The sequence below is a fragment of the Allobacillus halotolerans genome, from assembly GCF_018967645.1.
In the GTDB taxonomy this organism is placed as follows: Bacteria; Bacillota; Bacilli; order Bacillales; family Alkalibacillaceae; genus Allobacillus; species Allobacillus halotolerans.
In genome coordinates, this window is the sequence record NZ_JAHLZF010000001.1 from 165,841 (window position 1) to 179,213 (window position 13,373).

The 13,373-nt window shown below is 39.2% G+C and carries 14 protein-coding genes; 1 reads left to right on the forward strand and 13 read right to left on the reverse strand.

What is annotated here, in order from left to right:
- Window positions 1-727: 727 nt before the first annotated feature.
- From sigF to KQ486_RS00950, 12 genes are all read right to left on the reverse strand, one after another.
- Window positions 728-1,480 (reverse strand): RNA polymerase sporulation sigma factor SigF, encoded by a 753-nt coding sequence (sigF, locus tag KQ486_RS00895; protein ID WP_216686522.1) that lies wholly within the window; start codon window positions 1,478-1,480, stop codon window positions 728-730.
- 9 nt (window positions 1,481-1,489) lie between these two features.
- Complete coding sequence (gene spoIIAB / locus KQ486_RS00900; protein ID WP_216686523.1) at window positions 1,490-1,930, reverse strand: anti-sigma F factor; 441 nt, start codon at window positions 1,928-1,930, stop codon at window positions 1,490-1,492.
- Window positions 1,927-2,280, reverse strand: a complete 354-nt coding sequence (gene spoIIAA, locus KQ486_RS00905; RefSeq protein WP_216686524.1) for an anti-sigma F factor antagonist — start codon at window positions 2,278-2,280, stop codon at window positions 1,927-1,929. The genes spoIIAB and spoIIAA overlap by 4 nt, the downstream gene beginning before the upstream one ends.
- A gap of 77 nt (window positions 2,281-2,357) precedes the next feature.
- Entirely contained in the window at window positions 2,358-3,530 is a 1,173-nt protein-coding gene (locus KQ486_RS00910) for a D-alanyl-D-alanine carboxypeptidase family protein (protein WP_216686525.1), read from the reverse strand.
- A 185-nt stretch (window positions 3,531-3,715) separates the two neighbouring features.
- A complete protein-coding gene (locus tag KQ486_RS00915; RefSeq protein WP_216686526.1) occupies window positions 3,716-5,020 on the reverse strand; it encodes a pyrimidine-nucleoside phosphorylase in 1,305 nt (434 codons plus the stop codon).
- Between the two features lie 15 nt (window positions 5,021-5,035).
- Window positions 5,036-5,857, reverse strand: coding sequence for a purine-nucleoside phosphorylase (locus KQ486_RS00920; RefSeq protein WP_370512013.1), 822 nt, complete (start codon window positions 5,855-5,857; stop codon window positions 5,036-5,038).
- A 22-nt stretch (window positions 5,858-5,879) separates the two neighbouring features.
- Entirely contained in the window at window positions 5,880-7,055 is a 1,176-nt protein-coding gene (gene deoB, locus KQ486_RS00925) for a phosphopentomutase (protein ID WP_144158654.1), read from the reverse strand.
- A gap of 39 nt (window positions 7,056-7,094) precedes the next feature.
- Entirely contained in the window at window positions 7,095-7,982 is an 888-nt protein-coding gene (gene xerD, locus KQ486_RS00930) for a site-specific tyrosine recombinase XerD (protein ID WP_144158651.1), read from the reverse strand.
- Window positions 7,983-8,153: 171 nt separating this feature from the next.
- Window positions 8,154-8,612, reverse strand: coding sequence for a ferric iron uptake transcriptional regulator (gene fur / locus KQ486_RS00935; RefSeq protein WP_216686527.1), 459 nt, complete (start codon window positions 8,610-8,612; stop codon window positions 8,154-8,156).
- 117 nt (window positions 8,613-8,729) lie between these two features.
- The gene (spoIIM, locus tag KQ486_RS00940) at window positions 8,730-9,359 is read right to left on the reverse strand and encodes a stage II sporulation protein M (protein WP_144158645.1); all 630 of its coding nucleotides are present in this window, start codon (window positions 9,357-9,359) and stop codon (window positions 8,730-8,732) included.
- A 75-nt stretch (window positions 9,360-9,434) separates the two neighbouring features.
- Window positions 9,435-10,601 (reverse strand): endonuclease Q family protein, encoded by a 1,167-nt coding sequence (locus KQ486_RS00945; protein ID WP_246569036.1) that lies wholly within the window; start codon window positions 10,599-10,601, stop codon window positions 9,435-9,437.
- A gap of 3 nt (window positions 10,602-10,604) precedes the next feature.
- Window positions 10,605-11,147, reverse strand: a complete 543-nt coding sequence (locus tag KQ486_RS00950) for an NUDIX domain-containing protein (protein ID WP_216686528.1) — start codon at window positions 11,145-11,147, stop codon at window positions 10,605-10,607.
- 108 nt (window positions 11,148-11,255) lie between these two features.
- Between KQ486_RS00950 and KQ486_RS00955 the strand changes: the two genes are divergently transcribed.
- Window positions 11,256-12,179 carry an aldo/keto reductase gene (locus KQ486_RS00955; protein WP_144158639.1) on the forward strand — a complete coding sequence of 308 codons (924 nt, stop codon included), beginning with the start codon at window positions 11,256-11,258 and terminating at the stop codon, window positions 12,177-12,179.
- Window positions 12,180-12,332: 153 nt separating this feature from the next.
- Here KQ486_RS00955 and KQ486_RS00960 read toward each other — a convergent pair whose 3' ends face one another.
- Window positions 12,333-13,244, reverse strand: coding sequence for an MBL fold metallo-hydrolase (locus KQ486_RS00960; protein ID WP_246569038.1), 912 nt, complete (start codon window positions 13,242-13,244; stop codon window positions 12,333-12,335).
- Between the last annotated feature and the right edge of the window lie 129 nt (window positions 13,245-13,373).

Below are 13,373 nucleotides of genomic sequence, written 5' to 3' on the forward strand. Positions count from 1 at the left end.
ATGATGAAAATGATCTTACGCGTAGTTTGGTATTAACCTCGATTGGCTTAAAAATGGCCTAATCAGAGGTAGAATGCAAAATTAGTGCTCTACCCCTGAATAGAAGTGCTCTAATCGGGGGTAGCAGGTAAAATTCTTGCTCTACCCCTGAATTGAAGTGCTCTAATCGGGGATAGCGGGTAATATTCTTGCTCTACCCCTGAATAGAAGTGCTCTAATCGGGGGTAGAGCACAAAAACCATGCTCTACATACAAATAGAATGGATCTCGCCTCGCTATAATGTTCTATCCTAAAACATTATTTGGAACTGAATGTACGTAAATACATTTGCCCCACTCTTTTTTATTAGTGGCTAGAACAAAGTTAAAACCCGAACGATTTATTTATCTAAATCGTTCGGGTTTCTTGCTTGAATAACGCTCCATCAATACACTTCGTTTTTCGCAGAGCCACCTTGGCCTTAAAACATGCCCTGTAGGTTCTCGTGACACGTGCTATTCAGATGCCCAGGACGGGCTAGTGTCAACGTTGGCCACAGGACGTACATCCACAGGAAGTGGTGGCTTCCCGCGTTGCACACAGGACGTGTGCGGTTTTAGCGGAAGTTCCTTTTATTTCCTGACCCGCAGGCGTCTTCGTGTTATGATTTCGCTTCCTATCCAATTTACTTCTTTTGTTATTTAACGATTCGTCTCTTTCAACAACTTTTATTTTTTGTATCGGTTTCTATTGATTCAAATATTCTTTTAAGTGCTGAAGGATGCTTTTTTCCAATCGAGATACTTGCACTTGAGAAATACTCAGTCGTTCAGCTACTTCCGATTGAGTTTGGTCTTTATAGTAGCGCAAATATACAATGAGGCGCTCTCGTTCATTTAAGTGCCGAACGGCTTCCTTCAAAGCAATGTGGTCAAACCACTCGGTGTTCTGGTCGGCTATTTGATCCATTAATGTGATCGGATCTCCTTCATTTTCATAAACCGTTTCGTGAATCGAATGAGGTTGCTGATTTGCCTCAAGTGCCAAGAGGATATCCTCTTTCGGAATATTCATCTCTTCACTTAGCATCGAAATGGATGGTGATTCACCGAGTTGCTTCGTTAGTTCGTCTTTTTTAATACGAATCTTATTATTCAATTCCTTTAGGGAGCGACTCACCTTCAAAGAGCCATCATCTCTGATAAAACGCTGAATTTCCCCGATGATCATTGGTACAGCGTATGTAGAGAATCGCACATCATAAGACAAATCGAATTTATCAATGGATTTAATCAATCCAATACATCCAATTTGAAATAGATCATCTGGTTCATATCCTCGATTCAAAAACCGTTGGACAACAGACCATACGAGCCGGGTGTTATGTTCGACGATTTCATCACGGGCGTTTTCATCACCACTTTGACTTCTTTCAATCAATTCACGGACTGTTTCATTACTGAGTGATATATTCTTTTTGATCTGACTATTTTGGCTCATCGGCATCACCTAATTGTAAGCCGATTGATTGTTTAGGAACTTTTTTCTCAGCGTGACCGTTGTCCCGTGGTTGGGAATTGATTCAATTTCAAAGTGATCCATGAAATTTTCCATAATGGTAAAACCCATTCCAGATCGTTCTAACTCTGGTTTCGATGTATACATTGGTTGAATGGCTTCATCAACATCCTCAATCCCATTGCCGAAGTCGCGGATCGTCAAGGAGATATCTTGGTCTTTGAGTTCGCATTCGATCAACACGGTTCCTTCTTCATTTTCTTCATATCCATGAATAATTGCATTGGTTACTGCCTCAGAGACGACTGTCTTAATTTCCGTCAGCTCTTCAACCGTTGGGTCTAATTGAGCAATGAAAGCAGCAACGGTTGTACGCGCAAATGATTCATTTTCACTTTTGGCGGCAAACTCCACTTTCATGAAATTACTCATAGCGTCACCCCCAAACGAGCGAGTGCTGCTGCTTCATTATCTGCTGCATCGATAATTTTAAACAATCCCGATAACTCAAATAATCGTTGAACATCATAATTAATTGAGCAGATGACCATTTCACCGCCAATTTCCTTCACTTCTTTATATCGGCCGAGAAATACACCTAACCCTGACGAATCCATAAAGTGTAGATTTTCCAGATTAACGACAACATGTTTTGTCATTCCGTTTTGTAAATACGACTGCCAATCGTTTTTTAACTGCTCCGCTTCATGATGATCCAACTCACCTGTCAGTCGAACCAATAAGACATCTTGTTTCTGTTCAAAATCATAAGTAAGACTCAAGGCCATACCCCTCCTCTTGGTTTTAGCTACTTGAGTCTTTCTTTACTTCTTATGAAAAATCCTTCTCACTGACAAAACTAGTTCATATTCGACGTTTTATATCCTTGATGCAAGAACTTTCCGACACGATTAAACAATTTTAACAATCTCGCTTCTTCTACGTCTTCTTTTACGTAGAGTGGAATTTTTTTGATTGTGGTGTCGCCTTTCTTAACGTGCAGATCACCTAATTGTTCCCCTTGCTTGATTGGCCACTTGTCTATATTTCCAGGTTTAACGACCGTTTCATAGTCTTCCATCTCTTCTCCTTTTGATAATAGGACAGAAACATTTTGATCGGCGACTAAGTTCAATTCGTCTTGTTTTGATTTTAAGTGGGACCACGTAAACAAAGGCGTTTCTTTATCATGCAATTTATGGAGTTCATAATGACTGAACGCATAGTCCAACATATTGGTCACGTCAGCATTTCGATCTTTGACGGTTTTCGCTCCCATGGAGACCGCGATCACCCGCATATCTCCACGCTTTGCAGTGGCAGTCAGACCGTATTTCGCTTCATCTGTATATCCTGTTTTTAATCCGTCGACACCTTGATAAAATTTCACCAATTTATTTGTATTGACTAACCAAAATTCTTCATCGGTCCCTTTTCGTAAATAATCTTCATAAATTTTAGTATAAGAAGTGATTTCATCATGCTTCAAAAGCTCTTGCGCAATTTTAGCCAGATCATAAGCAGAGCTTACATGGCCTTCCGCGTGTAGTCCTGTTACGTTTTTGAACGTTGTGTTTTTAAGCCCTAATTCTTTTGCTCGCTTATTCATACGCTTAACGAAATTTTCTTCAGATACGGCAATTCTTTCAGCTAAAGCAACCGATGAGTCATTAGCTGATGCGATCGCAATACTCTTCAGTAAATCTTCAACCGACATTTCCTCGTTTGGTTCTAAAAAAATTTGAGAACCACCCATTGATGCAGCATATTCGCTAACACGCACGGATTCACTTAATGTTAACTTTCCTTGGTCAATCTCCTCCATGATCAATAGTAGTGTCATAAGCTTTGTCATACTTGCAGGTGGTAACGGTTTGTGGGCATTTTTCTCATGTAGCACTGTACCTGTATCTACCTCCATTAAAAAAGAGCTTGATGAATGATCAGTTAATTCCGCTTCTTCTCCGAATACAGAAAAGCCTGGAATCATTACGAAAATAATCAACATAAGAATGGATACCTTACGAATCATAAACTTCCCTTCCCTCCATTAGTTCTGCTTGATATTTTTTCCATGATTCGAGAAATTATTACACTGTTTTAGTATTTAATGAAAAGGAAAGCTATATAAATGTCTTATTTTCGAATAGAACACCATTAAAAAAACCCAAGCAAAGGTTGGAGTACCTTAGCTTGGGTTCATTCTGCACAGCTCGCTTATTCCGTAATGATTTGACGGATTAAATCTGGCGGAATCAATGGTTCTGGTGAAATTTTGATATTTTCTTTTAGCTTTTCTTGAACTTCTTTAACTTCTTCATGATTGCTATGAATCGTCAATAATGGCTCTCCTTTTTCAATGGTATCGCCTACTTTTTTCTGCAATACAATTCCAACAGAAAGGTCGATTTCTGCATCCTTTGTTAACCTTCCAGCACCTAACATACTTGCTGCATGACCAACTTCATCTGCTACAATCTCGTGAATATAACCAGATTCATCAGCAAGAACCTCAAATTGATGCTTTGCCTGTGGCAATAAAGTAGGTTCATCGACAACGGACGCATCTCCGCCTTGTGAAGCTAAAAACTCTTTGAATTTTTTCAAAGCATCCCCATTTTCAATACTTTTTTCTAATAATGACCATGCTTCGGTAAGGTTTTCTGCTTGACCTGCTAAAACAACCATTTGACTACCTAGCGTTAACGATAACTTCGTTAAATCTTCGGGTCCAGTCCCATTTAAGGTATCAATTGCTTCCTTAACCTCTAAGGCATTTCCGATTGCATTTCCAAGCGGTTGACTCATATCACTGATCACCGCCATTGTATTTCTGCCAACGGAGTTTCCGATCTCAACCATTGCTTTAGCTAAATCAACGGATTCACTTTCTTTTTTCATAAATGCACCGACACCCGTTTTTACATCCAAAACAATCGCATCTGCGCCTGCAGCTATTTTTTTACTCATAATCGAACTGGCAATCAACGGAATGGAGTTGACAGTCGCAGTAACGTCACGAAGTGCATATAATTTTTTATCTGCCGGTGTTAAATTTCCAGATTGACCAATGACGGATACTTTTCTCTCATTGACGTTTTGAATAAACTCTTCTTTGGATAGTTCTACATGAAATCCTGGTACAGATTCGAGCTTATCAATCGTTCCACCAGTATGGCCGAGACCTCTTCCACTCATCTTCGCAACTGGTACACCAACAGAAGCAACCAGTGGAGCGAGAATCAATGTAGTCGTGTCGCCAACGCCACCAGTCGAATGTTTATCGACTTTCGTTCCTTCTATTTCTGATAAATCGATCATGTCACCGGATTGTGCCATCGCCATCGTAATGGCTGCACGTTCTTCTTTGTTCATGCCTTGGAAATAAAGCGCCATGGCAAAGGCACTTGCTTGATAATCAGGAATTTCCCCAGAAGTGTAACCATCGATGAAGAATTGGATTTCCTCTTGGGTCAAAACTTCCCCATCACGCTTTTTGGCAATAATATCGTACATTCTCATATTGTTCACTCCGTTTTACATTTTCGTTAGAATCGAGCGAACGATTTGGATGAAATCCGCACGCACACGCTCAGTTGTCTCGATCACTTCTTCATGAGACAACGGTTGGTCCAATATACCTGCTGCCATATTGGAAATACAAGAAATCCCTAAAACACTCATTCCTGAGTGGTTCGCAACAATAACCTCAGGAACAGTTGACATTCCAACGGCATCGCCGCCGAGAATACGTAACATTTTTATTTCGCTGCTTGTTTCATAAGTTGGCCCTGAATTCCCTACATATACGCCTTTACGAATGGTATGTCCTAGCTCATTTGCTGTTTCTTCAGCAATGTTACGTAACGTTTTATTATAAGCTTGAGACATATCCGGGAACCGAGGTCCAAGTTCATCAGGATTGGGGCCAATTAATGGATTTGTTCCCATCATATTAATATGATCCTGAATAATCATTAAATCGCCAGGTTCAAAATTTTCATTAATACCACCTGCAGCATTCGTAACGATTAATTGATCAATACCTAGTGCATTCATCACCAGCACTGGAAATGTCACAGCTTCCATTGGATAGCCCTCATAATAATGAAACCTACCTTGCATGGCCAAAACCGATTGTCCTTCAAGTTCACCAATGACCAACTGCCCCTTATGCCCAGCTACTGTGGACTTTGGAAAGTGAGGAATCTGTTCATAAGGAATGGTTGTAGGTTCCTCGATATAATCAGCCAATACACCTAACCCTGAACCGAGAATCAGTCCAATCGTAGGTTCTTGCTTGTTTAATTTACGTTGAATAAATTGTTTAGCTTCTTCAATTTGATTCATTAACTGCATTTCATTAACGCCCCTTTACTACTTATCGAATGTCTTTTAAAAAGCTTTCGCCGTGTGTTGGTAGTTTAATGTTGAAATTATCAGCAATGGTCGCCCCAACATCTGCGAATGTTTTACGAATTGGTAATTCCTCACCCGTATTGATGTTCTTATGATGAACCAGTAAAGGAACATACTCCCTCGTATGGTCTGTTCCGTGGTGCACAGGATCGTTACCATGATCGGCAGTGATGATGAGTAAATCATCTTCTGTCAACTGTTCAAGTAGCTCAGGTAGACGTTCGTCAAAAGCTTCCAAAGCTTCACCGTATCCAATTGGGTCCCTTCTATGGCCGAACTTCGCATCAAAATCAACTAAATTCAAGAAACTGATACCGGTGAAATCCATTTTCATCGTTTGATGAATTTGATCCATTCCATCCATATTGTCTTTTGTTCGAATGGCTTTCGTAATTCCTTCACCATCATAGATGTCTGAAATTTTTCCGATCGCAATGACATCATAGTTGCTGTCTTTCAGTTCATTCATGACTGTACGACCGAATGGTTTCAATGCATAGTCATGACGGTTGGAAGTACGTTCGAACTCACCAGGTTTTCCAATAAAAGGTCGTGCGATAATCCGACCGATCATATATGGCTCGTCTTTCGTAATTTCTCTTACATACTCACAGATTTCATATAATTCATCAAGCGGAACAACTTCCTCATGAGCTGCGATTTGTAAAACAGAATCAGCTGAAGTATATACGATTAATGCACCAGTTTCTACATGTGCCTCACCAAGTTCTTTAATGATTTCCGTACCGGATGCAGGTTTGTTTCCAATGATTTTGCGTCCGAATTTATTCTCAATCTTTTCAATTAACTCATTTGGAAATCCATCAGGAAATGTACGGAAAGGCTGATCAATGCGAAGACCCATCATTTCCCAGTGTCCAGTCATTGTATCCTTTCCACTCGATGCTTCTTCCATTTTTGTAAAATGTGACTTTGGTTGTTCCGCTTTCTCAATCCCTTGAATTTCACGAATATTACTTAAACCAAGCTTACTCATATTCGGCATAGTCAATCCGTTCATTTTTTCTGCTATGTGTCCGAGGGTATCGGCACCTACATCTTTAAATTCCTTTGCATCAGGTGCTTCTCCAATTCCTACAGAATCCATAACGATTAAAAATACGCGTTTAAAATCCATAAAAAAACTCCTCCGTTTTGTGTTAGTTTCCAATTCGTATTATGCCCGAGGATGATAGGTATGATAAATATCTTTTAACCTTGTTTTTGTCACATGTGTGTAAATCTGCGTTGTTGAAATATCCGAATGGCCCAACATTTCTTGAACAGCACGCAAGTCAGCCCCATTCTCTAACAAGTGTGTAGCAAAAGAATGGCGCAACATATGTGGCGATACATCTTTTTGAATCCCTTTCTTTAAGACAATTCCCTTTAACACTTTCCAAAAACCTTGTCGGCTCATCGGATTCCCGTGATGATTCAGAAATAGAGCGTCTGATTGGTTCTTTTTTTCCAATTGAGAACGAGCCATCTCCACATAACCTTCTATTGCCTCTTGTGCATGTTTTCCAAGCGGTACAATACGCTCCTTCCCGCCTTTTCCCGTTATTCGTACGAATCCCATCGTTAAATGAAGATCATCCAATTCCAAGGATAGTAATTCAGAAATTCGTAGTCCGGTTGCATACAGCATCTCCAACATTGCTTTGTTCCGGAGGTCAAAAGGTGAGTCACCTTGAATGTCGAGTAAAGACTCTACTTCTTGACTTGAAAGAACTTTCGGCAACATCCGTTCTTTTTTAGGCGTTTCAATATGTAGGCTCGGATCATGCTCCGCTAAACGCTCATAGATCAAAAAATGATGAAAAGAACGAATGGTTGATATCATTCGAGATATTGAAGCCGTTGATTTATCTTGTTCCTTTAAAGACAGCAAAAAATGTTTAATGTGTGGTCGCTCAATCTGCTTGACTTGATGGATGGTGTATTCGTTTTCCAAGAAAAATTGGTATTGTTTTAAATCTCTCTCATACGATTTTACCGTATTTTCTGCCAATCCCTTTTCAATCGTCAAATAGTGAACAAAATCAGCAATTTCATTATCCATGACGGTATCTCCCTCAAATGGTGTGACATAAAAAAGGCTATAGTAAGAATTTATCATACTACAGCCCTTCATTTCACTAAAAAACTATATGTACGAAAGAATATCCAAGAAAATTAAAAAGATGAACCCGAACACTCCGAGATCATCTTATCATCTGTTATTTATTTTATTTTACGAATTGACTTTGCTGGAAATTGTTTGACACTGTTCACAAACACCATGAAAGGTTAAGCGGTGATCTTTCACTTCAAAAGACCATCTTGTCTGAACAATGGCTTCAACATCACCGAGTAAATCCTCTTCAATTTCCTTTACGGAGCCACACTCCACACAAACGAGATGGTGATGAAAATGTTCTGCCCCTTCTTTTCTGAGGTCATAACGAGAAACACCATCGCCAAAGTTGATTTTGTCGACCACTTTTAATTCAGATAACAATTCCAATGTTCGATATACCGTGGCCAACCCAATTTCCGGTGCTTTTTCCTTTACGAGGAGATAAACATCTTCGGCACTTAAGTGGTCTTCTTCATGTTCCAGCAATACACGCACGGTGGCTTCGCGCTGTGGTGTCAACTTATAGCTTTGAGATGAAAGTTGTTTTTTGATCTTTTCAATGCGGTTCTCCACTTTTATGCACCTCTCCTCTTACTCGTTCAAGTTTTATTATAAGTAAGAGTGTTGAACGTGTCAAATTAAAATGATTATTAATAGCAGATTATAATGAATATCATCCTATAATCATTATTAATTGATAACTAAGTGGATCGCTTGGCTGGAAATCAATATTTCTACTACACATCCTGCCAAAAGAATACAAAAGGAAATGGCTAGATTCTTAAAATAGTTCCTCAACACTTCTCCAATCGAAGCTTTGTTGCCCAACCGGCTAAATAATAAGCGCATCACACGGATACTGAAAATCATACTTCCTGCAGCCAAGAATAGATAAGCTGGGATGATCAACAAATTTTGTGGAGCGATCGAAACGAGTGAGATAAAAAAACCATCCCAAGCCAATTGATGAACGAGAAAACCAACTGTAAAACCAACGACTACCCCTTTTAAAAATAATAAAAACCATACAATGGGGAGACCAACAAATGATAAACCAAAAAGGAATAAAAATATCATATATTTACCGTGTGTATACAAGATGTTCAGAAAGCTATCCATAATCGCTTGATCTGCTGGTCTTTCAAGCATTTGAAAATAGTTTTCGACAAAGAATAACAGGTCTTGTTGTTGTAAAAAATTCAAGTTCCCGACCAAATTCGCTCCAAAAATAACACCAATCACAAATAAGACAAACAAAAAGACATATAAGCTGATATAGGGTTCGATTGTATATAACGACCCTTTGATCCATCGTTTCATTTCAGATCCCCCAATCTCAATTTCCTATTAAAAATCTATGTGAGGAATCATAAAACTAGAACGAAAGATCATGAATTAATCGATGATTTTACCGTAAACGCCACCACCACCAGCTTGAACAGAGATTTTCCCTTCTCGTAAATCTAATATTTTTCTAGCAATTCGTTCATTGGAATTCTCTTTCAACTGGTCGAAGCTAGCTTGATGAATGATATACATATCGTGATGTAAATGCTTTCTTAAGCGTTCGAGTGTTTTAGGACCTAATCCTGGAATATAATCCAAAGGAACCTGATGAATGTAAGGTGGTCTTTCGATAGTGCTATTACGGTTTGAAGATAAGTCCTTTATACGCTCACTGACTCCTCGAATCACATTGGTCGAGCCACAGTTTGGACAAACCGTCCCAATGATCTCGGTTGTCTGACAAGCTTTGCACACCGTATGATGATATTTTCCTAAATGTGGATTCATTCCATAATTTGCTTGAATCTTTCTTCCCGCTTCTTTCTTTAAAGCTTTCTCAAATTCCTTGAACGTTGCTTCTTTTAATTGCAGTGCGTTGTATTCACGAGCAATCTTTTCCAATGAATGAGCATCCGAATTGGTGAGGAAAGGATAAGATTTTATTTCTTCGATATTCCTGACCATGTCCGTATCTGAGCTTAATCCTAATTCAACAGCATCAATCTGCGCTGGGTCAAAGACCTCTGACAAGCTCTTCTTCACTCCCTTTCCATATAAGCTTTTAAAGGGTGTGAAAATATGTGCAGGAATAAATAAACCTTGTAATTCCTTCACCTTTTTTTGGAGTGCCTTTCCTTCAGTGTAAATTCGTTGAGAGCTTAGTTCTGGATTACTGACGTATTGACGATACCATTGGGCAAAGTTCTTCATTCGTTCAAGCGTTGGAAAAAAGCAAAGAATATGAATCGGGCCATTACTCTTTGAATCATATATCTCTATTTCCGAACCTAGTAAAACGGTTACCGACCCGTTGGAAATACCGCCATCAGGTAATTCGATATACTCATTATTCTTTATGGATAATTCGATTTCTTCAAGAACAGCCGGAACGTGGGCATCGATGATTCCAATTAGATCCAGCCCCTTCTTCTCTTTTACAAATTCCATGATCGTTGACAGTTTTAATTGGTTGGAAGCAGAAATCTTCACTGGCTTCCCATACATCGTTTCTCCGATATGAATATGAATATCTGCATAGAAAGTCGATAAACTCAATGGTTACACTTCCTTCATTACCGTATAGTACACAGCATGAATGGTTTTGGCATCATGAATTTTTTCTTGTTTAATGTATTCAATCGCTTGTGTTGGAGTTAGTTCAATTAATTCGACAAACTCATCCTCATCACCCATAGATTGTTCTTCTACTTTATAAAGATCTTTTGCTAGAAATAACTCGATTTTTTCATCCGCAAAACCAGGCGAAGTATAGTAAGACATAATAAATTCAAACTGGCGTGCCGCATACCCTGTTTCTTCTTCCAATTCACGCTCAGCTGTCTTTTCTGACTTTTCTCCAGGTTCTAATTTCCCGGCTGGAATTTCAATAATACTTTTTCCTAAAGGCTTACGGTACTGCTCAACCATGATGATTTTTCCTTCATCCGTGAGTGCCAATATGGCAACAGCACCTGGGTGACGAACAATCTCCCGCTTCGATGTTTGCTCGTTGGGTAAAATAACATCGTCAATCTCTAAATCGATAATTTTTCCTTGATAAACTTTTTCGGTGTGTATTGTTTTCTCTTCGAATTTATTCACTTCGCATGCCTCCTACTATTCGATTATTTTACCACAATCGTCTGTTACCAATCATTTGTCTTTCTTATTCGTCAATTCTACAATGAATGACAAAGGGGTGAAGAATCAATGAATAAACGTAAACTCGGAAACACAGATCTTCATGTGAGCGAAATTGGCCTGGGTTGTATGAGTCTTGGCACGGACACCAGTCGTGCAAAGGATATTATTCATGAGGCCATCCAATCAGGAATTAACTATTTGGATACTGCGGATTTATATGACTTTGGAGAAAATGAAAAAATTGTTGGGGAAGCGATTAAAGGACGACGCGATGAAGTAGTCATTGCAACGAAAGGCGGTAATCACTTTGACAAAGACAAAGGAGATTGGTTTTGGGATCCATCCAAAACTTATTTGAAAGAAGCCGTTAAAAACAGCTTATATCGATTAGGTATTGATGAAATTGATCTTTATCAATTACACGGAGGGACAATTGAGGATCCTTTTGATGAAGTACTTGAAGCATTAGAAGAAATGCAGCAAGAAGGATTGATTCGTTACTACGGCATTTCATCTATTCGACCAAACGTCATTCAACAATTTCTAGACCGTTCCAAAGTCGTCAGTAATATGATGCAGTATAGTTTACTCGACCGAAGACCAGAAGAGTTTGAAGATACCCTTCATCAACAGGAGGTAAGCATCATGGCTAGAGGCAGCTTGGCTAAAGGTATGCTCACAGAGCATGGTTTGGATAAGTGGGAACAAAAAGGGCAAGATGGCTTTCTTGATTATTCTGGGAAAGAACTACGTCATACAATCAAGGAATTGCTTGCACTATCAAAAGAAAACAGCCAACCATTACAGTCACTAGCCATGGCTTACTTATTAAAAAACAAAGCACTTGGCAGTTTGGTTATTGGTGCAAGTGAAGCCAGTCAAATTGAAAAGAACATGAAAGCCTATGAACAAGCATCCATAACCGATGAAATGTACGACGAGTTGCGAACAATAACTAAGTCACAACGATATGAGAATCATCGCGTTTAATTCACTCTACACCATGTAACGATTTCAATGGTCACAGGTTATCGTATTCGCTTCATAACTCAATACGCGTTTATACCTATAAGAACGGGATTGATCCTTAAGTAGTGATCAATCCCGTTCTTATTTTAAAATTATTAAAAGGGCTTCTGTCCGTTACTTTTGATGAATCATCGAGGGTGCATAGTAGCTTATACCATCTGTTTCCACGCTACTGACCGCACCGATACTTTCAAGATAATCTAATTGGCCGATCGTTTCGGACATCGTCAAGCCAAACTGGGTTTCATACTGTCTGGCAAATAACCACGTACAAATCTCGTACGGCGTCTTTGGACCTTTTTCTTTTAAATAAGCGAATACATTTTCTGCTCGTTTCGACTGCTTTTCAAGTCGTCGCTCGATTAACTCTTTATGTTCACGAAACGGCTTTCCGTGCCCCGGAAGAAATTGATCGACATCATAGTCCAGCAATTTTTCTAATGAATTCCGGTATTCCAGTAATGGTTTTGGCCTAGCGTCACCTTGATTCTTTGGCGGTTCTAACAATGGATTGGAAGATATGTGCTTTAACAAAACATCTCCGACAATCATTTGGCGATTTTTTTCATCCCAAAAAGATAAATGACTCTGTGCGTGTCCCGGTGTTTCGATTACTCTCATGCCGGGAATTCCTTCAATAACGTCTCCCTCAACCAAATAATGATGCAATTCGCTTTTAGAAGAATACTTTTTGGTAACAGCTATTGTTTTTTCGATATTGCGAAAATGATGTGGTACACCCCACTTTTCATATAGACCATTAAAAAAATCAAGATACTGATCAAAGAATTGATTAGATTGGTTCAGCCACGGCTCAACTAATTTGTGTCCATAAATAATTGGTTCGTGTTCGAAACGTCCTGTCAGACCAATGTGATCAGGGTGATGATGGGTTAAAATAATCTGCTCGATATCCGATGGTTTTAAGTTAATTTCCTTGAGACCAACGACTAACTGATCCCACGCTGTATCTGTATTCACACCTGCATCTATTAATGAGACAGACTCACCTCTATAAACATACATGTGCACATCCCCTACAGCATAAGGTGTAGGTACGGTTATTTGGTGGAACGATTGGTTTGACAATTGTAGGCTCCTTTCATCTAGTTGATTGAATGGTTATTCATTGATTATACTACAAAAGTATTTTCA